The organism is Halobacterium jilantaiense (assembly GCF_900110535.1).
GTDB lineage: Archaea > Halobacteriota > Halobacteria > Halobacteriales > Halobacteriaceae > Halobacterium > Halobacterium jilantaiense.
In genome coordinates this window covers 1,078,031-1,098,309 of sequence record NZ_FOJA01000001.1, presented here as the reverse complement: position 1 = coordinate 1,098,309, position 20,279 = coordinate 1,078,031, and the positions used below count along the sequence as shown (strand labels likewise).

The window sequence follows — 20,279 nt, the reverse complement described above, 5'->3', positions numbered from 1 at the left end:
TCAGATGAAGCGGAACGTCTCGAGGTTCTTCGGCGCGAACGTCCGCATGTTGAACTCGTGGTAGAGCGCAGAGGAGAGGTCCTGCGTGGAGGACTCGTCGCCGTGGACACACAGCACTTTCTCGGGGCGGGGGTTCATCGTGCGCACGAAGTCCTCGAGGCCCTGGCGGTCGGCGTGGCCGGAGAAGCCGTCCACGGTCTCGACGTCCATGTTCATCTTCAGGCGTTCGGTGCGGCCGCCGTCGCGGGAGTCCGGCATCGGAATCTCGTCGCGGCCGGACTGGATGCGGCGACCGAGCGTCCCCTGGGCCTGGTAGCCGACGAACGTCATCGTGGAGTCGGGGTCGGGCGCGATGTGTTCGAGCCAGGACATGATGGGGCCGCCGGACACCATGCCGGACGTCGAGAGGATGATGCACTGGTCGTCGTCGGCGACTTCCTGACGCTCCTCCTCGCCGCCGTCGATGTGGTTGAACTGGGGCGCGAGGAAGGGGTTGGAGTCGCTGTGGAAGATGCGGTCGCGGAGGTCGTCGCGGAGGTACTCGGGGTACGTGGTGTGGATGGCCGTCGCCTCCCAGATCATGCCGTCGAGGTGGATGGGCATCTCGGGGATGTCGCCCTCCCGCATCGCCTCTTCGAGGACGAGCATGAGTTCCTGGCTGCGGCCGACCGCGAACGCCGGAATCAGGACTTTCCCGCCGTCCTCGTAGGTCTCGTTGATAATCTCTTTCAGCCTGCGCTCGGAGTCCTCCTGGTCGGTCTGGTAGTCGTTCCGGCCGCCGTACGTGGACTCCATCACGAGCGTCTCCACGCGCGGGAAGTCGTTGACAGCGCCGTTGAACAGCCGGGTGTCGTCGTAGTGAATGTCACCCGAGAACGCGACGTTGTAGAGGCCGTCGCCGATGTGGAAGTGGGAGACGGCGGAGCCGAGGATGTGGCCGGCGTTGTGGAACGTGAGTTTGACGTCGGGCGCGATGTCGGTGACGTCGCCGTACTCCAGCGGGATGCAGTGCTTGATTGCTTCTCGCACCATCTCGGAGTCGTACGGCGGCGTGCGGCCTTCCTTCGCCGCGACGTCGAGGTAGTCCAGCGTGAGCAGCCCCATCAGGTCGCGGGTCGGCTCCGTGCAGTAGATCGGGCCGTCGTAGCCGTACTTGAACAGCAGCGGGATGAACGCGGAGTGGTCGAGGTGCGCGTGCGTGAGGACGACGGCGTCGATGGTGTTCGCGCCGCCGGCCAGCGCCTCCTGGACCTGGAGGTACGGCACCTCGTCGTCGCTACCGGGTTTGTCGCCGCAGTCGACGAGGATGCGCGTCTCGGGCGTCGAGAGGATGAAACTCGCGCGGCCGACCTCGCGACAGCAGCCCAGCGTGGTGATGCGGACGTACTCGTCGTCCTGCATCTCCTCGCGGTGAATCTGGCGGCCGACCTTCTCGAGGATGTCCCGGCGCTCGTCGCGTTCCTGCTTGAGGAAGTTCCGGACGTTCGACACTGTGGAGGACTCGATGGGGGGCGTGCGAACGACTTCGGGCGTCCAGCCGGCTTCCCGCGTAATCTCTCGGAGCGTGGAGCCGTGGCGGCCGATGACCATCCCGGGCTTCTCGGCCTCGATGACGACTTCGCCCGTGTCCTCGTGGAAGTCGAGGTTCGTGACGCCGGCGTCGTCGGGGATGACGTCCATCACCTTCTCGCGGGCGCGCTGGGGCGGCGAGAGCACGTCGGGGTCCGGTCGCACCGTGATGCGTTTCCGGAGCTTGGAGGCGAGCCGGCGCACCAGGTCGCCGTCCTGTGCGAAGCGCTTCGGGTCGCGGGTGTAGACGACGAGCTCTGGCCCCTCGTACTTGACATCGGTGACCGAGATGTCGGGCGGAATTTCGCTGACGATTTCGTCCTGTAACTCCTCGAGTTGTCGGTCTACAGTACTCATAGTGGTCGGTGAGTGCGGGGTCCCTCTGCCGTAGCGACACCGACAGGGGTGGCCCTTGACCGGCGCGTGCCGGTGTCGGAGTAACCCTGAGAACGTGGCGTCGACCACAGCTTCGTCATGTCAGTAGGGAAATTCTGTTCCCGGCCGGCCGACGGCCGGGCCGCGGGAATGGCTGCGTGAGAACCCGCTTGCCTCCAGCTAGACAGGCTGGTTATAAAAGCCTTCGCAAAGCCTGTGTGTCAGCCGACACGCTCACGCCTCTGACCATCCGCACAGACGGCCTGCTGGGAACTGCCGCCCACACTTATGCGGGCGGAGGCCGGTCGTGACGACATGGAGCGAGTCACCATCGAAGACGTAGAGAACCGACCGAACCCGCTCGGCGTCCACAGCACTCGCCGGCCGGTCTCGCGCGCGCTCGGCACTGAACACGTCGCGCTCGTCGACTACGAACTGGACCCCGGCGAGCAGTTCTCCGGCGGCCTCCACACACACCACGACCAGGAGGAAATCTTCTACGTGCAGGAGGGCACGGCGACCTTCGAGGTCGGCGAAGACCGGGAGGAAGTCACGGTCGAGGCCGGCCAGATCGTCCGGTTCCCGCCCGGCGAGTTCCAGAGCGGCCACAACCACTCCGACGAGCCCGTTCGCGCGCTCGCCGTCGGTGCGCCGGGCGCGCGCCACGACTGGGACGCCCTGGAGTCGCTGGCCCCCTGCGCCGAGTGCGGCGAGGAGACCACACACGACGTCCGAGCGCCGAACGAGGACGGCGTGATGCAACTGGTCTGCCAGGAGTGCGGCACCGAGATGTTCTGACGGTCAGTCGGCGTCAACACTCCGGATAGCCGCTGCTGAAGGGCGTCGCGTCGAAAGAATTTGTGGGGAGGGTGTCGTCAGCTGAGTCGCTCGTCGAGGTCGATCTCTTCGTCGTCGGGGAACTCGGGCGCGTCCGCCGGTTCGTCCGTGGCCTCGAGGGTGCGCTCTACGTCTCGCTCGCGGAGTTGTTCGCGCTTCTTCTTGCCGGTGCGCTCGCGGCCACGCTTCGTGTCACCCATACTGTGAGCCACGTCACCACACTACTTAACCTTCCCGGCGGTTCTCGAACAGTGCCGTACTCGCTGCAGGAGAGTGTGAAAACGCCTCACGCACCCAGCCAGCCGTCGTCGCGGACCTCGTAGCCGTTGTCGCGGCAGAACTCGGCGGCGTGGTTCCTGACTCGGTGGTCCGTTCCTCCTGGACGGCCCGCTCGCGCTGTCGTTCGAGTTCGTCCTGCGCCTGGTTCTCGCGCCCCTCTCTGGTGTCTCCCATAGTCGCCGATTCGACAGCCCGCCGGAAACCGCTCGGTGCCCGATCGTGACCGAACTGCGGCCACGTGGCGGCCAGCCACGGGTCGGGTGCGCGCCCCGGCGGTCAGTCGGCCGGCGGTTCGCGGGCGCTTCACGGGATTTAAGAGCGCGTCAGGCGAGTGTTCCAGCAATGAGCGACGACGACCAGGAACTCGGCATCACCGAGTCCAAGGAGCACAGCCCCGGCGACTGGTACGCCGAGGTCGTCCAGAAGGCGGGTCTCGCCGACTACGCCCCGATGGGCGGCTTTATCGTCACTCGGCCGCGTGGCTACGCGCTCTGGGAGGCCATCCAGGACAACCTCGACGGCTGGTTCAAGCAGACCGGCGTCGACAACGCCTACTTCCCGATGTTCATCCCCGAGAACTACCTCGAACGGGAGAAAGACATCGTTGAGGGCTTCGACCCCGAGGTGGCGTGGGTGACCCACGGCGGCCACGACGAACTCGAAGAGCGACTCGCGGTCCGCCCGACCTCGGAGTCCATCATCGCGCCGTACATGTCCCAGTGGGTGCGCTCGCACCGCGACCTCCCGCTGCGGCTGAACCAGTGGAACTCCGTCGTGCGCTGGGAGGCGACGGAGACGAAGCCGTTCTTCCGCACGAAGGAGTTCCTCTGGCAGGAGGGCCACACGGCCCATGCCAGCGACGAGGGCGCGTGGGCGGAGACGACGCTGCGACTCGACCAGTACCAGCGCCTCTACGAGGACGTGCTGGGCATCCCGGTGCTGCGCGGCCAGAAGCCCGACCACGACAAGTTCCCGGGCGCAGACACGACCACGACAGTCGAGGCCCTGATGCCCGACGGGAAGTCCGTGCAGGGCGGCACCAGCCACCACCTCGGGCAGTCGTTCGCCGAGGCGTTCGACATCACGTTCAGCGACGAGGACGAGGCCGAGAAGACGGCGTACACGACCTCCTGGGGGCTGTCGTGGCGCGCCATCGGCGCGCTCATCATGAGCCACAGCGACGACCAGGGCCTCGTGCTGCCGCCGACCGTCGCGCCGAAGCAGGTCGTCATCGTCCCCATCTGGCAGGAGGACACCAAGGAGGACGTCGAGCAGTACTGCTCGGAGGTCGCGGCGGAACTGGAAGCGCAGGGCGTGCGGGTCCACTTCGACGACCGCGACGGCCGGAATCCCGGCTTCAAGTTCAACGAGTGGGAGCTGAAGGGCGTCCCGGTGCGCTTCGAAATCGGGCCGAACGAGGTCGAGGACGAGGAGGTCACGGTCGTCCACCGGCCCGACGGCGAGAGCACAGTCGAGGACCGCGCTGACATCACGGCGAGCGTCCACGACCACCTCGACGAGGTGTACGACAAGCTCTACGACGCGGCCGCCGAGCGCCTCGACGAGAACGTCCGCGAGGCCAGCGACCGCGCGGAGATTCTGGGCACCATCGGCCAGCACGGCGGCTACGTGAAAGCGCCGTGGTGTGGTGACGAGGACTGCGAGGCCGAGATCAAGGACCAGATTGCGGCAGAGATCGTGATGGTGCCGCTGGGCGAGGAGTCGGCGGCCCGCGCGGCCTCCGAGTTCGAGGGCGACCGCGTGCCCGAGCCCGACCACGAGGGCGAGGACTGCGCGGTCTGTGGCGAGGACGCGACGGAGACGGCGTACTTCGCGAAGTCGTACTAACGACCTTATACACCCTTAGTCACACTTCGGTCGTATTTAGTCATTCAGGGGTAGCGTCTTATCCTCGTGTGCGACTGATTCGCACATGCACGGGAACGACGTCGGCGACGACGACTCCGACCTCCTCGCGGACCCGAGCGACGCGCGCTCGAACTGCGGAGTCGGGGTCGTCGTGGACCTCGACGGGGGACAGTCACACCGCGTCCTCGCGGACGCGCTCGACGCGCTGGAGAACCTCGACCACCGCGGGACGACGGGCGCTGAACCGAACACCGGTGACGGCGCGGGCGCGCTGATACAGACGCCGGACGCGCTCTTCGCGGACGTCTTCGACGGCCTGCCGGAGACGTACGCGGTCGGGTCGCTGTTCCTCCCGCGGGACGCCGAAGAGCGCGAACGCGTCGTCGAGACCGTCGAGGACGCGCTCGCTGACTGGGGGCTCTCGGTCGACGACTGGCGGGCAGTCCCGACCGACAACACCGACCTCGGGGAGACGGCCCGCGACTCGGAGCCCCACGTCGCGCAGGCGCTCGTGCGACCCGACGGCTGCGAGAACTTCGAGCGGGCGCTGTACGTCGGCCGGCAGGCCGCCGAGGCCGCCGTCGACCACGACCGCTTCTACGTCTGCTCGCTCGACCCCGACACGGTCGCCTACAAGGGCCTGCTGAAGGGCACGCAGCTCGCCGGCTACTACCCGGACCTCCGCGACGAGCGCGTCGAGACCGGGTTCGCGCTCGTCCACGCCCGGTTCTCCACGAACACGCTGGGTGCCTGGGACCTCGCCCACCCGTTCCGGACCATCGTCCACAACGGCGAGTTCAACACCATCGACGGCAACGTGAACTGGATGCGCGCCCGGGAGGCCGACCTCCGGGCCGAGGGCTTCACCGACGACGAACTCGACACCGTGCTCCCGGTCATCGACGACCCCGAGCAGTCCGACACGGCGAGCGTCGACAACGCGCTCGAACTCCTCCTGCAGACGGGGCGCTCGCTCCCGCACGCGCTCCGGATGCTCGTCCCGGAGGCCTGGCAGGGCGACGACGAGATGAGCGACGCGCGCAGGGACTTCTACGACTACCACGCCAGCCTCGTGGAGCCCTGGGACGGCCCGGCGCTCGTCGTCGGCACGGACGGCGACCGCGTCGGTGCCGTCCTCGACCGGAACGGCCTGCGGCCCTGCCGGTACGAGGTCCGGTCGGACGGCACGCTCGTGATGGCGTCCGAGCAGGGGGCTCTCGAGTCGGACGCCAGCGACGTTGCGGAGCGCGGCCGCCTCCAGCCGGGAGAGCTGTTCCTCGCCGAACCCGGCCGCGGCGTCGTCGACGACGAGGACGTGTTCGGCGACCTCACCGACGACCGCTACGGGGAGTGGGTCGACGACGAGCAGGTCCGGCTCGCGACCGGCGGCGACACGCTGCCGAGGGACCCGACCGACGACCTGCGCGCCGAGCAGGCGATGTTCGGCTACACCGAGGACGAGCTCTCCGAACTCGTCGCGCCGATGGCCGAGGACGGCCACGACCCCGTCGGCTCGATGGGCGACGACGCGCCACTGCCGGGCGTCTCGGAGTTCGACCTTCCCTTGGCGTCGTACTTCCGGCAGCTGTTCGCGCAGGTCACGAACCCGCCCATCGACTACCTGCGGGAGGACCTCGTGACGAGCCTGGAGACCCGGCTCGGCCGCCAGCGGAACCTCCTCGGGGAGTCCCCCGAGCACGCCCGCCAGGTCGTCCTCGACAGCCCCGTCCTCGCCGACGCCGACCTCGACGCGCTCTACTCGGCGGGCCGGCCAGCCGAGACCGTCGACCTCGCGTTCGACCCCGACGACGACCTCGAAGCGGCGGTCGAGCGCGTGCAGGCGGCGGCCGAGGCGGCCGTCGAGGACGGCGCGGAACTGGTCGTCCTCTCTCAGCGCGCGGCGGGCGAGGACGCGCTCCCGGTCCCGTCGCTGCTGGCGACGGGTGCCGTCCACCACCGCCTCGTCCGGGAGGGGCTGCGGGCGCGCGTCGGCCTCGTCGTCGAAGCGGGCGACGTGCGCACCGTCCACCAGCTCGCCGCGACGGTCGGCTACGGCGCTGGCGCGGTGAACCCCTACCTCGCTATCCAGTCGGTCCGGGACCTCGTCGCCGGCCCGGACGGCCCGGACGCCCACGACGCCGTCGCGTCGTACGTCGGCGCGCTGGAGGACGGCCTGCTGAAAGTCCAGTCCAAGATGGGCATCTCGACGGTGGAGTCCTACCGGGGAGCCCAGATATTCGAGGCGGTCGGCCTCGACGAGTCGGTCGTCGAGCGCTTCTTCGAGGGGACGCCGAACCGGACCGGCGGGGCCGACCTCGACGACCTGGCGGCCGACGTGCGCGCCCGCCACGAGGCCGGGTTCGGCGGGGCGGACCCCAGAATCGACCGCATCGGCGAGTTCGAGAACCGCACCGGCGGCCGCCACCACCAGTGGAACCCCGACACCGTCCACAGCCTCCACGAGGCCGTCGAGGGCGGCGACTACGACGCCTTCCGGGAGTACGCGAGCCACGTGAACGAGCAGACCGAGCGCCTCCAGACGCTGCGCGGGCTGCTCGATGTCGACACCGCGGACCGAGACCCGATTCCCGTCGAGGACGTCGAGCCAGTCGAGGACATCGTGGAGCGGTTCTCGACGGCGGCGATGAGCCTCGGGAGCCTCAGCCCCGAGGCCCACGAGACGAACGCCGAGGCGGCGAACGAACTGGGCGCGAAGGCGAACACGGGCGAGGGCGGGGAGCCGCCGGAGCGCTTCGACACCGACAGGGAGTGCGCCATCAAGCAGGTGGCCTCGGGCCGCTTCGGCGTCACGTCGACGTACCTCGGCGCGGCCGACGACCTCCAGATAAAGATGGCACAGGGCTCGAAGCCCGGTGAGGGCGGCCACCTCCCCGGGTCGAAGGTCAACGAGATGATTGCGGACGTGCGCTGTTCGACGCCCGGCGTCGGGCTCATCAGCCCGCCGCCCCAGCACGACATCTACAGCATCGAGGACCTCAAGCAACTGATTGCGGACCTTCGGGCGGCGAACCCGGACGCCCGCGTCCACGTCAAGCTCGTCGCCGAGGCGGGCATCGGCACGGTCGCCGCGGGCTGCGCGAAGGCGGGCGCGGACTGCATCCACATCTCCGGGCACTCCGGTGGCACGGGCGCGAGCCCGAAGACGAGCATCAAGCACGCCGGGCTCCCGTGGGAGCTCGGGCTCGCCGAAGCGAACCAGCTGCTGCGGGAGACCGGCCTTCGCTCCCGGGTGACGCTGCGCGTCGACGGCGGTCTGAAGACCGGCCGCGACGTCGCCGTCGGCGCGCTGCTCGGTGCCGAGGAGTTCGCGTTCGGCACGGCGTCGCTGGTCTCCGCGGGCTGCGTAATGGCCCGCATCTGCCACACGAACAACTGCCCGACCGGCGTCGCCACTCAGGACCCCGAACTCCGGCAGCGCTACCGGGGCACCCCCGAGCGCGTCGGGAACTACCTCCGGTTCGTCGCCCGGGAACTCCGCGAGGTCGCCGCCGACCTCGGCTACGAGACGGTCGACGACCTCGTGGGCCGCGTCGAACACCTCTCGCAGGCCGCGGCCGACAGCGAGCGCGCGAACGGCCTCGACCTCTCCCGCGTCCTCGCCGAGCCCTCGGGCGACGACCGGATGCGGACGCGCGGGCAGGACGCCCCCGACGTGGCGCTCGACGAGGACCTGATTTCGGCCGCCGGGCCGGCGCTCGCGGGCGACGGCAGCGTCTCGCTGTCTCGCAGCATCGACACGAGCGACCGCTCGGTAGGGGCGCGGCTCTCGCACGCCGTCACGAGCAAGCACGGCACCGCCGGCCTCCCGGAGGACAGCGTCCGCGTCTCCCTCGACGGCACCGCCGGGCAGTCCTTCGGCGCGTTCCTCGCGTCGGGGGTCACGTTCGACCTCACCGGCGCTGCGAACGACTACGTCGGCAAGGGACTCTCCGGCGGCACGCTCGCCGTCGAGACGCCGCCGGGCGCGGGCTTCGACCCGGCGGAGAACACGGTCGTCGGGAACGTCGCGCTGTACGGCGCGACCGACGGCGAGTGCTACGTGAACGGCGTCGCCGGCGAGCGGTTCGCCGTCCGGAACTCGGGGGCGAACGCCGTCGTGGAGGGTGTCGGCGACCACGGCTGCGAGTACATGACCGGCGGCATCGTTGTCGTGCTCGGCGACGTGGGCCGGAACTTCGCGGCCGGGATGAGTGGCGGCGTCGCGTACGTCCACGACCCCGACGGCGACTTCGTGGACCGCTGCAACACCGAGATGGTGCGCGTTTCCCGGGACCTCTCCGACCGCGACGAGGCCGCCGTCCGCCGGCTCGTGGAGAACCACGCCGCCCGCACGGACAGCGAGCGCGCGGCCGACCTGCTGGCTGACTGGCCGGCCGCCGTCTCCGAGTTCGCGGTGGTGATGCCGGACGCCTACCGGGACGCCATCGACGAGCGCCCGGAGGCCGACGCCCGGCGGTCGCTGCCCGCGAGCGTCTGCGAGGACCCCTCGGTGGCCGGGAGCGCGGACTGACCCGGAACCGGGGACTGCGCTGACTCAAACTGCGATTTGAGTCCGCGCCACGGCTTTTGTGGGGGGTGGTGTAGTCGGGTCCGTGACCGAGAAGGTGACGCGCCGGGCTGCGCTCGGCGTGCTCGGGGTGGGGCTGGTGTCGCTCACCGGCGGGGCGTCCCGCCGGTCGCGCTGCGCGGTCGTCACGGGACGCACCGGCGCTGCCTGCGCGGACGCGCTCTCGCTGTCCGGGCCCGGGACGGTCCCCGCCGGCGGCCCGAACCCCGAGTTCGTCGCCACGAACGAGGCCGACACCCGAATCGACGTCGAGACCGGCGACTGGGCGGTCTACCGGTCGACCAGCGACGGGTGGAGGACTGTCGCGGCCGGTCCCGGTGGCGCGTCCAGAACGCTCGACGCGAGCGGGGAGACCGGCTGGGTCCTCCTGCTCGACGACGGCCGCGACGCGTCCGGTGGCGTCGGCACGTTCTCCACGCAGACCCGGTACGTCGGTCCCGTCGACGTCGAACCGGGCGAGCACGCGTTCGTCGCCCGAGGGCGTCGCGACGGCACCCGGTTCGAGTCGGTCGCCCGGTTCGCCGTCGTGGGGTGAAACTGTCGTTTCAGCCCACACAAAGCCTTCTTACGTGGCTGCACTTCGTGTATCTATGAAGCGAAGAGCGTTCCTCGCGACCGCCGGCCTGGTCGCGACGACCGGCTGCCTCGGCCGCGCCGTCTCCGACGGCGACGAACCGGCGACGCGGGACGAGTCCACGACGCAGCGTGACTCGGCGACGCGAGGCGACGGCGACGCGCTCGCCGACCACGGACGGTCCTGTCCGGCCATCCACGACTCCGCGGACGCGACCGTCTGCGCGGGCGAGGGGGGCGACCGCGGCGTCTCCTTCGGCCAGAACGCCGACCGCCTGACTTCGGGCGAGGTCCTCGAACTGACGCTCGTCACCGAGGACACCGAGTCGGTCGGCCTGAACCCCTACGACTGGGGGGTCTACCGCGAGAAAGACGGCGGCTGGGCGCGCGTCGACCAGGAGCCGACCATCGAACCCTGGGTCGTGCTCGCGTCCGGGGAGCGCCTCCAGTGGCGCGTGGGCGTCGGCGACGCCACCGTCGACACCGACGGCGACCGCGTCTACGGCGGCCCGAAGGACCTCGACCCGGGCGAGTACGCGTTCGCTGCGACCGCCGACATCGGCGACGCGACGGTGTCGCTGGTCGCGCCGTTCACTGTCGAATAGCCACGCTGTCGCACCCGGGCCGCCCTAGTGCAGCGGTCTCGGCCCGAGTCGGCCGACGGCCCGCTGTACCCCGCGGCGAACAGCGTACTCGACTGCTCCACCAGCGAGGACGACGCCAGCGGCGTAGAGCCACTTGGTCAACAGCGTCTCGACGGCCGCCGGCTGCTGACCGAGGAACACGCCGGCAGTCACGACGCCGACGTACCCGAACCCGGCCACTGCGGGCACCAGCAGGGACTGTTCGACGAACAGGTACCACGACACTGTCCCGACGCTGCCGACGCCGAGACTCGTCGCTGCGAGCGCGGCCACGAGGACGAACGGCTGGTCGGCGGTCAGGGGTATGTCGGAGCCGAGGAGACCGACGAGGGACGCGAGCCCGGCGGCGACACCGATGGCGACGGCAGTCCGCCGGTTCTCGTCTGAGCGCGAATACGTCACGGTGTTCGGTTTTCGACTCGCCACCGACTAAAAGCCCGCACCCGGCTCACTGCCGACACCGGACGAGCGGTCCGCGAGCGCAGCCCTCGTGGGGTCCCAGTTCCCCATTCGATACGGCTTTTTGGTCAGGAGTCAACCGTGCGAGCATGGACACGGCACTCGTCGTCGGCGGCACGCGGTTCATCGGCCGCCACCTCGTCGCGGAACTGCTCGACCACGGCTACGACGTGACGACGTTCAACCGCGGGAACCACGACGACCCGTTCGCCGAGGACGACCGCGTCGCCCGGGTGGAGGGCGACCGGACCGAGCGCCGGGACCTCCTCCAAGCGAAGCGCGAGGTTGAGCCCGACGCGGTCTTCGACTGCGTCGCGTACAAGCCGCGAGACGTCGAGTCGGCGACGGAGATTTTCAGCGGCGTCGACGCCTACGTCTACATCTCCAGCGGCGCGGCGTACGCCGACGAGGACGTGCCGAAGCGCGAGGGAGAGACCGCTCTGGAGTCCTGCTCGGCCGAGGCGGCGACCGACGACTCGCCGGAGACGTACGGCGCGCGGAAGGCGGCCGGCGACCGCATCGTCTTCCAGGCCGCGGACCGCGGAGTGAACGCGATGTCGGTGCGGCCGCCGGTCGTCTACGGCCCCCACGACTACACCGAGCGCCTCGCGTACTGGGTCGACCGGGTCGCCGAGTACGACGAGGTCGTCGTGCCCGGGGACGGCACGAACCTCTGGCAGCGCGTCTACGCCGAGGACGTGGCGCAGGGCCTCCGGGTCGTCGCCGAGGAAGGCGAGCCGGGCGAGGCGTACAACGTCGGCGACCGCAACGCCGTCACGCTCGACCGCATGCTCGACCTGATAGCGGACGCCCTCGGCACGAGCGTCGAGCGCTCGTACACGAGCCCTCGGGAGCTCTCCATCGTCGACCTCGAACCCGACGACTTCCCGCTGTACCGCGACCACCCCCATCTGCTGGACACCACCAAAGTCGCGGAGTTGGGCTACGAGTCGACGCCGCTCGCCGAGGCGATGGAACGCACCGTCGAGTCTCACCGCGAGCACGGGCTGACGGGCGAGGACAACGGTCCCGACCGCGAGACGGAGGAGCGGCTGCTGGACGTGCTGGACACGGTCTGAGTGTCGTCGCCGGCGCTGCGCTGGCGGGACTCGCCGACGAGTAGGTTTTTACTCGTCCCCGAGGGAGGGTCGAGCATGTTCGAGAAGTCGACGTGGATTCGCCTCCCGCGGAACGTCGTCGTCGGGCACGGCGTCCTCGACGACGCGGTGGAGGTCGTCCGCGACACCCACCTGACGGGGCGGCCGCTCGTGGTGACGAGTCCGACGCCGAAGACGGTGGCCGCTGAGAACGTCGTCGCGCAGTTCGAGGCCGTCGGGGACGACCCCGAGTACGTCGTCGTCGAAGAGGCGACCTTCGACTCCGTCGAGCGCGTCCTCGACGTGGCCGAGCGCGTCGAGCCCGGCTACCTCGTCGGGGTCGGCGGGGGGAAAGCCATCGACATCGCGAAGATGGCCAGCGACCACCTGAACGTCGGGTTCGTGAGCGTGCCGACCGCCGCGAGCCACGACGGCATCGTCTCCGGCCGGGGTTCGGTCCCGGAGGGCGACACCCGGCACTCGGTGTCCGCCGCGCCGCCGCTGGCGGTCATCGCTGACACCGGCGTCATCGCGGACGCGCCGTGGGAACTGACGACCGCGGGCTGTGCGGACATCATCTCCAACTACACCGCGGTGAAGGACTGGCGGCTGGCGAACCGCCTCCAGAACGTCCCGTACAGCGAGTACGCGGGCGCGCTCTCCCAGATGACCGCGGAGATGCTCGTGGACAACGCCGCGAACATCAAGCCCGAACTGGAGGAGTCTGCGTGGGTCGTCGTGAAGGCCCTCGTCTCCTCCGGCGTCGCGATGTCTATCGCGGACTCCTCGCGGCCCGCGTCGGGCAGCGAACACCTGTTCAGCCACCAGCTCGACCGCATTGCGCCGGGGAAGGCGCTGCACGGCCACCAGGTCGGTGTCGGCTCCATCCTCTCCGAGTATCTCCACTCCGGTCAGGAGGGGCAGTGGATGGCCGTGCGGGACGCGCTCGCGAGCCTCGACGCGCCGACCACGGCCGACGAACTCGGCATCTCCGAGGAAGAAGTGCTGGAGGCGCTCACTTCCGCCCACGAGATTCGGGACCGCTACACGATTCTCGGCTCCGGCATCAGCGAGGCCGCGGCCCGCGAGGCAGCGACGCGGACGGGCGTCATCTGAACGCCGTCTGCAGCCGCCACAGCGCCAGCCCGCCGACTGTCACCTGTGTGCCGTACGTCGCCACCCGGAACAGCACGAGCGCCGACGCGAGCGCGCTCAGCGAGTAGCCCGTGAGCACGGCGACGATGCCGCCGAGCGCGGCGTCCATCGGCCCGATGCCGCCGGGAACGGGGACGGCGAGCGCGAACCCGGCCAGCGGCATCGCCACGAGGACGACCGACGGCGCGACGGCGAGACCGACGGCCTCCAGGCAGAGGTACAGCGGCACTACGCCGAGCAGCCACGTGACGTGGGCGGCCAGCAGGGCGACGACGAGCCGGCGGCGGTCCTTGACGAGTGCGCCGATGTTGCCGAGGAAGACGTCGAGCGTCGACCGGACGCGCTCCCGGGACAGCGACGTGTCCAGCCGGGGTGCCAGCCGGCCGAGCGTGCGGCGACCGACCCGGGCGGCCCAGAGCACGACGCTGACCACGAGGTCGCGGCGCTGCACGGCGAAACTCAGCGAGCCGACGGCGAGCGCGAGTAGCGCGGCGAACGCCCCGAGGACGAGCGGTGCGTCCCCGGCGTCCCGGCCGGTCGCGACGACGCCGAGCAGGCCGACCGACGCGACCCCGGCGGACGCGAGCATGTTCAGGAACTCCCAGCTCGCGGCCCCCGCGAGCCCCTGGCTTGCGGATGTCGTCTCGCCGCGGCTCACCGTGTACGCGACGAACGCGCCCTTTCCGACGTTTCCGGCGGGCAGCACCGACCGGACGAACATCCCGGCGAGGGCGGCGTACCGGGTGCGGCTGGCGTCCGGCGACCGGCGCGACACGCCGATGGCGACCCGGACGCCTTCGGCGGACACCAGCATCCCCGCGAGGGACGCGACGACGGCCGGCACGAACAGCGAGAGGTCCGCCGCCGCGAGATTCGAGAGGACGCGCCGCCAGCCGACGCCGTAGACGAGCGCTGCGACGACGGCGGCGGCGACCCCGAACCGGGCGGCGGCCTGACGGCGCTGGAACTCCACACCGACTCGGTCACGCGACCCGTCAATGAGGATTGTGGTCTTGGAGTCGGCCGCGGCGGTCGTCGACCGAGGGGTGCAGGGAGACGAGGCCGACGAGGCGGCCGCGGTCCTCGGCGAGCAGGCCGCGGGCGGCGAGGGTCGCGAGCGCGCGCTCCATCGCCACCGGGGACGTGTGACGGGCGGCGTAGTCGTCGGCGTCGAACTCTGTCCACCGGACGACTGGTCCGGCCGCGAGCAGCAGGACGACTGACGCGACGGCCGGCGCGAGGACGCCGGGGAGGATACCGCCGGCCGCGAGGAACACCGGGGCGAGCGCACCGCCGACGGCGAGGAAGCGCACGGCGACGTGGGCGCGGCGGTGGTGGCCGGCCTCGTGGGCGACGACGGCGGCCACGGCGTCGTCGTCGAGCGTGGCGAACAGCGCGTCCGTGACGAAGACGTACCGGTAGCCGGGGAGCGCGCCGGCGGCGAGCGCGTTCGCGACCGGCGACCGGCTCGTGTCGACGACGCGCACCCGGAGGCCGCGGGCGCACTCCGGAACGCACGCTCGCTCTCGCTCGGTCGGTTCGCGGACGCCGGCGTGGCGGGCCGCCAGCACTGGGAGGCCAGCGGCGAGCGCGAGCGCGGCGAGTGCGACCGCGGCGAGCCCGGGCAGGCCCGACGGCGCGGCGAGCCAGACGCCGACGACGGCGAACGCGGGCGCGGTGAGCACAGTCACGAACAGGAGGTAGCGCCGCACTGCGCGGCCGTAGTCGGGCGCGGCGCGCGTGACGGCCGCCCACGCGGGCCGGGACCCGAGGTGGACGGCGAGCGCGGGCGCGACGCCGCCGACGACGACCGTCCCCGCGAGCCCCGCGAGCACGCCGAGCGCGGTGGGTCCGGGGACGGCGGCGACGACTGCGTCGTCGAGCAGGGAGTCAGTCGCGAGCGCGACGCCGGCGAGCGCGACGGCGACCTGGAGGAGTCGGTTCGCGCGCCGCAGCCGGGTCGCGGCGAGCGTCCGGTCCGGCGTCCGGGTCGCGAGGCTGGCGGTCAGGCGGCTGACGGCGTACGCGACTGCCGGGAGGACGCCGAGCGCGGTCGCGTGCATCACGCGTCTGTAGTGGCTCGTCGCACTAGTCTGTAGCGGGCGTTCTCATCGCGTCACACGTGTTCGTCGAGGAACTCGACCACCGTCGAGTAGGCCGTGATCTGGTTCTCGCGCTTCGAGAAGCCGTGGCCCTCGTCCTCGAAGACGAGTTTCTCGACGGGGACGTGTTCGCTCGCCTGCTCGACGATGCGTTCGGCCTCGCCGACCGGCACCCGGGGGTCGTTCGCGCCGTGCAGCACGAGCAGCGGCGACCGAATCTGGTCGGCGTTGCTCGTCGGGCTGATGGATTCGAGGAACTCGCGGTCCTCGTCGAGGCTACCGTACTCGGCTTCGCGGTGTTCGCGCCGCCAGTCGCCCGTGTTCTCGAGGAACGTGACGAAGTTCGCGATGCCGACGATGTCGACGCCGGCCGCCCAGAGGTCGGGGTACTCGGTGAGCGACGCCAGCACCATGAAGCCGCCGTAGGAGCCGCCGTAGGCGACGACGCGGTCCTCGTCGACGTCGTCGCGGTCGGCGAGCCACTCGACGCCGGCCTTGCCGTCCGCGACCGAGTCCATCCGGTTCCGGACGTTGTCGAGGTTCATGTACTCCTTCCCGTAGCCGGAGGAGCCGCGGACGTTCGGTTCGAAGACGGCGTAGCCGTTGTTCACGAAGTACTGGCGCAGGGACGTGAAGAACGGCCGGCGCTGGGCCTCGGGCCCGCCGTGGAAGTCCACGACGACCGGGTGGGGGCCGTCGCCCTCGGGGAGCGTGAGGAAGGCGGGAATCTCCAGCCCGTCGAAGCTCTCGTAGTGGACGAGTTCGGGGTCGCGGAACGTCGACTTCGGGATGCCGGCCGTCGACGCGCGCGTCCAGCGCTCGCTCGACCCCGATTCCACGTCGAAGACGTGGAGGTTCTGGTTCTCGGTCGCGCCCGAGACGGCGACCGCCAGCTCGTCGCCGTCGGGCCCCCACGAGAGCCCCATGACGACGCCGTCGGGGAGGTCGGGCTCCGGATACTCGTCGAGGCTCGTGCCGTCCGCTGCGGCGACGGTGAGTTCGCTGTAGCCGTCGCGGTTCCGGACGTACGCCAGCCGCCCCGTCTCGTGGTCGGTGGAGACGGCCTCGATAGACCAGCCGTCGCCGTCGGCGACCCGCTCGATGTCGCCCGTCTCGGGGTCGAGCAGCCCGAGGTAGCGCGTGTCAGCCTCGTGGTCCGTGGAGACGTAGACGCCGTCGCCGTCGGGTGCCCACGCCACCGACGAGAACCGGGTGTCGGCCTCGAACGGGGTCGCGTGCGTCAGCTCGCCCGATTCGAGGTCCAGCACGTAGAGGTCCTCGTCGAAGTTCGAGTGGGTGTCCGCGACCAGCAGGCGGTCGTCGCTCGGCGACCAGCCGGCCGGGCTCGGCCAGTCCATGTCGTCGCCCTCCAGCACGAGGTCGGCGTCCTCCCCGGTCTCGTCGCGGCCCTGCACGTAGACGTCGAACTGGCTCTGGTCGCGGCGGTTCGCCGCGTACGCGAAGCGGTCGCCGTCGTGGCTCCAGCCGCCCCAGTTGTGCTTCGCCTCGGGGAAGTCGGTGAGCGGCACGTCCTCGCTGCCGTCCGCCGACAGCCGGTACAGCTGCGTGAACTCGTCGCCGCCCTCGTCCATGCCGTAGACGAGCTCCGCTCTGGTGGGAGAGAACGACGCCCACGTCACGCGCTCGTCGTGGAACGTCAGCTGGTCCGGCCACGCTTCGGGCTCGTCGACGCGCCATACCTGCGTCGTGCCCGTCGTGTCCAGCGTGAACGCGAGTTCGCCGTTCGGCCCGAGCGACGGCCCGCCGGCCCCCCTGATGTTGAGGTACCGCTCGATGTCGTACGCCATACACTCACGTGGTCGCTGGTGCGGTTATCGGTTCGGGTCGCGGAACTGCGAGGCGTCGGCTCAGTCGTCCGCGACCGCCGCTCGCGAGCGCGCCCGAACCCGGTCGTTCAGCGCCGCCATCGTCAACGCCTCGACCTCGCCGCGGTCCCGGCGGTTCGCGAGTTCGGTGAGGAAGTCCCGGACGGGCGGCCACTGCGCGTCGTTCGCGAGGTCGTAGAGGTGACACCAGAGGTGGCAGTCGCCGTCGCTCTCGACGGCTGCGTCGACCGCCCGGGAGAGGTACCGGCGGTGGAGCGCCTGCCGCACCCCGACGGGGAGCGCGCGGAAGGGGGCTGGCGGCGCGCGCTGCCCGGACGGCAGTGTCGACGAGACCAGCGACGGGTACGACGTGCAGTACGTCTCCACGACGCCGTCCACGAGCCGCGGCTCGAAGACGGGGTGCGGGCCGACGACGAGTTCGCGGGCTCGCGCCGCCTTCCCGTTACCGCTCGTGTCCCGCGACACGCGCGTAATCTCGATGCCGGCGTCGCGGAGCGTCTCGGCGTCCGGCTCGCTGTGTCTCGGCGGGACGATGGACATCGTCTCCGAGCCCGTGAGGGCCCGCAGGCCGTCCTGTGCGCGGTCGAGCTCCCAACCGACCGTCTCCGCGTCGGCCGGCCCGCAGACGAGATGCGAGTACGTGTGCGTGCAGAGTTCGTGGCCGGCCGACCGGTCCCGTATCTCCCGGACGGCGTCGGGCGCGTAGAACAGCGGCGCGCGCTCGGGGTCGGTCCCCGGGTCCGCGTCGAACCAGCCGTCCCGGTGCGGGCCGTCGTGGTCACCGTCGCAGTCTCCCTCCAGCAGGTGACCGACCACGTCGAACGAGACCGGGACGCCGACCTGGTCGCAGTGGTCGAGGAGCCGCCGGAGCGCGCGGCGCTCGGGGCCGCCGTCCGCGCTCAGGTGTGCGCGCTCGTCGATGTCGTGGACGCCCCACGCCAACTCAACTTCGATGCTTATCGTGACCGCCATCGCCTCAACCGTCCCCGAGTACCCGGAAAAGTAGTCGGCGGCTACCGGCCGCTCGACGGGGTCAATCGACGGTCCGCGGCCCGGCCGCAGAACGGACCGTTTTTATCGGAGTCGTCCGTGGCCGGGAGTATGCGCGTGGCGTTCGTCTCGGAGACGACCGCCCACCACGCACGCGGCGACGACCTGGACCGGCTGGAGCTACTCGCGGACCGATTGACCGACCGCGGCCACGACGTCCACGTCTGCTGTGCGCAGTGGTGGGACGGCCAGCCCGACACCTTCGACCACGAAGGGGTCACCTACCACGCAGTCACGGCTGAACGCGGCCAGCGGTGGTTCGCGGCGAAGACCGTTCCCGCCCTCTCCACCATCGACCCCGACGTGGTTCACGCGACGAGTCGGACGCCCGGCCACGTCTACGGCGCTCGCTGGGGCGGTCTGCTCGCCGGCGCGCCCGTCGTCCTCGACTGGTACGACGCCCGGACCGAGAGCGGTGGGCTCGCGGGCCGCGCGTACCGCTACGCCGCCCGGAAGCCGAACGCCGTCGTCACGCCCTCGCGGACCGTGAAGACGTCCGTGCGGGAGTGCGGACGGAACGGCGAGGACGTCCGCGTCGTCCCGACCGGCATCGACATGGAGCAGATTCGGCGGGCCGTCCCCGGCGACGGCGGCGACATCGTCTGCAGCCGCCACCTCGACGCGGACGCGAACCTCGAATCGCTGTTCCTCGCGCTCGCGGAGTTCCGGGAGTACGACTGGAACTGCACCGTCGTCGGCGACGGCCCCGAGCGCGCGAGCTACGAGCGGCAGGCCCGCGACCTCCGCATCGCGGACCGCGTCGACTTCGTCGGCGACCAGTCTGTCGAGGAGCGCGTCGAGATTTTCAAGAACGCCCACGTCTACGTCCACACCGCCGAACGCACGTCGTTCGCGCTCGACCTGCTTCGCGCGCTCGCCTGCGGCTGCGTCGGCATCGTCGAGTACCACGCCCAGTCCTCCGCCCACGAACTCGTCGAGACCTACGAGCGGGGGTTCCGGGCGACCAGCGACGAGGAGATTACGGAGTGTCTCGTGCGCGCCGGCGACCTCGAACGGAAGGCCGTCGACGAGTCCTTTGCCGACTACGACCACGGGTCCTTCCTCGACTCGTACCTCGACATCTACCAGACCGCTCAGGAGTCCGCCGGCCTGTTCTGACGGTCCTGTCCCGTACAAAACATTTACCAGCGGCGCTTGTTGGGCCGCTCATGCAGGCTTCCCGACGTTCCGTCCTCCACCTCTCGGGTGCGGCGCTCGCCGGCAGTCTCGCGGGCTGCGCGTCGCTCTCCCCCGACACCGGCCAGACGCGCTCACCGACGGCCACGACGACGGGAACAGACGCCGAACCGAGTCTCGCCTTCACGGCCGAAGTCGTCTCCCAGCAGTCCCCCGAATCGCCTATTGCGATGACGGCTGCGCTCACGAACACGGGCGACGAGCCGGTGACGGTTGGACTCGGGCCGGCGCTGCTGTTCAGCGATTCCGGCCCCGGTGAGACTACGGTCTGGGCGCACGAACTCGTCGTCGACCCGGAGACGTACGTCGGGCCGTGGAGCGACCCCGTGCAGACGGACGACGGCTGCTGGCGGTTCCCGTTCGATGGTGAACAGGCGATTCAGAGCAGTCTCGAACGCCACGAACTCGACCCGGGTGACGCGGTCACCGAACGCTACCGGGTGTACACCGACGGCACCGGCGGCACGTGCCTCCCCGAGGGCTCGTACCGCTACGAGGACGAAGTGGAAGTAATCGACCAGTCGGTGTCGTTCACAGCTGTCCTCGTCCTGCACGTCGACGGCGATAAGACTCTCTCGGCGAGCACCGAGGACTCGGGGTTCACCGACGACCCCACTTGACTGCTGCTCCGGTCACTC

At 70.5% G+C, this 20,279-nt stretch carries 16 protein-coding genes; 9 read left to right on the top strand and 7 right to left on the bottom strand.

Annotation, left to right across the window (positions count from 1 at the left end; genetic code table 11):
• Window positions 1–1,926 carry a beta-CASP ribonuclease aCPSF1 gene (locus BMW35_RS05625; RefSeq protein ID WP_089668400.1) on the bottom strand — a complete coding sequence of 642 codons (1,926 nt, stop codon included), beginning with the start codon at window positions 1,924–1,926 and terminating at the stop codon, window positions 1–3.
• Between the two features lie 333 nt (window positions 1,927–2,259).
• Between BMW35_RS05625 and BMW35_RS05620 the strand changes: the two genes are divergently transcribed.
• The gene (locus BMW35_RS05620) at window positions 2,260–2,742 is read left to right on the top strand and encodes a cupin domain-containing protein (RefSeq protein WP_089668399.1); all 483 of its coding nucleotides are present in this window, start codon (window positions 2,260–2,262) and stop codon (window positions 2,740–2,742) included.
• A gap of 77 nt (window positions 2,743–2,819) precedes the next feature.
• On the opposite strand, the gene BMW35_RS15505 is transcribed toward BMW35_RS05620, so the two are convergent.
• Entirely contained in the window at window positions 2,820–2,981 is a 162-nt protein-coding gene (locus BMW35_RS15505; RefSeq protein WP_177170779.1) for a hypothetical protein, read from the bottom strand.
• Window positions 2,982–3,402: 421 nt separating this feature from the next.
• On the opposite strand from BMW35_RS15505, the gene proS reads away from it, so the two are divergent.
• The 4 genes from proS (at window position 3,403) to BMW35_RS05600 (ending at window position 10,695) form a co-directional block, all read left to right on the top strand.
• Window positions 3,403–4,908, top strand: a complete 1,506-nt coding sequence (proS, locus tag BMW35_RS05615; RefSeq protein WP_089668398.1) for a proline--tRNA ligase — start codon at window positions 3,403–3,405, stop codon at window positions 4,906–4,908.
• A gap of 85 nt (window positions 4,909–4,993) precedes the next feature.
• Window positions 4,994–9,460, top strand: a complete 4,467-nt coding sequence (gene gltB, locus BMW35_RS05610) for a glutamate synthase large subunit (RefSeq protein ID WP_089668397.1) — start codon at window positions 4,994–4,996, stop codon at window positions 9,458–9,460.
• 82 nt (window positions 9,461–9,542) lie between these two features.
• Window positions 9,543–10,052, top strand: a complete 510-nt coding sequence (locus BMW35_RS05605; protein ID WP_089668396.1) for a hypothetical protein — start codon at window positions 9,543–9,545, stop codon at window positions 10,050–10,052.
• A gap of 55 nt (window positions 10,053–10,107) precedes the next feature.
• The gene (locus BMW35_RS05600; RefSeq protein ID WP_089668395.1) at window positions 10,108–10,695 is read left to right on the top strand and encodes a hypothetical protein; all 588 of its coding nucleotides are present in this window, start codon (window positions 10,108–10,110) and stop codon (window positions 10,693–10,695) included.
• A 24-nt stretch (window positions 10,696–10,719) separates the two neighbouring features.
• Here the strand turns inward: BMW35_RS05600 and BMW35_RS05595 are convergent, their stop codons facing one another.
• A complete protein-coding gene (locus BMW35_RS05595) occupies window positions 10,720–11,136 on the bottom strand; it encodes a hypothetical protein (protein WP_089668394.1) in 417 nt (138 codons plus the stop codon).
• A gap of 146 nt (window positions 11,137–11,282) precedes the next feature.
• Between BMW35_RS05595 and BMW35_RS05590 the strand changes: the two genes are divergently transcribed.
• Together BMW35_RS05590 and BMW35_RS05585 are read left to right on the top strand one after the other, a co-directional pair.
• Window positions 11,283–12,272: an SDR family oxidoreductase gene (locus BMW35_RS05590; RefSeq protein WP_089668393.1), complete on the top strand. Its 990-nt coding sequence runs from the start codon at window positions 11,283–11,285 to the stop codon at window positions 12,270–12,272.
• 75 nt (window positions 12,273–12,347) lie between these two features.
• Window positions 12,348–13,406, top strand: a complete 1,059-nt coding sequence (locus BMW35_RS05585) for an NAD(P)-dependent glycerol-1-phosphate dehydrogenase (RefSeq protein ID WP_089668392.1) — start codon at window positions 12,348–12,350, stop codon at window positions 13,404–13,406.
• Here BMW35_RS05585 and BMW35_RS05580 read toward each other — a convergent pair.
• From BMW35_RS05580 to BMW35_RS05565, 4 genes are read right to left on the bottom strand one after another with little or no spacing between them, the layout of a single operon-like run.
• Window positions 13,399–14,418 carry a lysylphosphatidylglycerol synthase transmembrane domain-containing protein gene (locus BMW35_RS05580; protein ID WP_089668391.1) on the bottom strand — a complete coding sequence of 340 codons (1,020 nt, stop codon included), beginning with the start codon at window positions 14,416–14,418 and terminating at the stop codon, window positions 13,399–13,401. The two genes, BMW35_RS05585 and BMW35_RS05580, sit on opposite strands and share 8 nt — an antisense overlap.
• Before the next feature lie 22 nt (window positions 14,419–14,440).
• Entirely contained in the window at window positions 14,441–15,508 is a 1,068-nt protein-coding gene (locus BMW35_RS05575; RefSeq protein WP_089668390.1) for a M48 family metallopeptidase, read from the bottom strand.
• A 53-nt stretch (window positions 15,509–15,561) separates the two neighbouring features.
• Complete coding sequence (locus BMW35_RS05570; RefSeq protein WP_089668389.1) at window positions 15,562–17,355, bottom strand: S9 family peptidase; 1,794 nt, start codon at window positions 17,353–17,355, stop codon at window positions 15,562–15,564.
• A gap of 60 nt (window positions 17,356–17,415) precedes the next feature.
• A complete protein-coding gene (locus tag BMW35_RS05565; RefSeq protein WP_089668388.1) occupies window positions 17,416–18,366 on the bottom strand; it encodes a polysaccharide deacetylase family protein in 951 nt (316 codons plus the stop codon).
• A 129-nt stretch (window positions 18,367–18,495) separates the two neighbouring features.
• Here BMW35_RS05565 and BMW35_RS05560 point away from each other — a divergent pair, with 129 nt between their 5' ends.
• Both BMW35_RS05560 and BMW35_RS05555 read left to right on the top strand, forming a co-directional pair.
• The gene (locus tag BMW35_RS05560; protein ID WP_089668387.1) at window positions 18,496–19,563 is read left to right on the top strand and encodes a glycosyltransferase family 4 protein; all 1,068 of its coding nucleotides are present in this window, start codon (window positions 18,496–18,498) and stop codon (window positions 19,561–19,563) included.
• A 50-nt stretch (window positions 19,564–19,613) separates the two neighbouring features.
• Window positions 19,614–20,261: a hypothetical protein gene (locus BMW35_RS05555; protein WP_089668386.1), complete on the top strand. Its 648-nt coding sequence runs from the start codon at window positions 19,614–19,616 to the stop codon at window positions 20,259–20,261.
• Window positions 20,262–20,279: the final 18 nt, after the last annotated feature.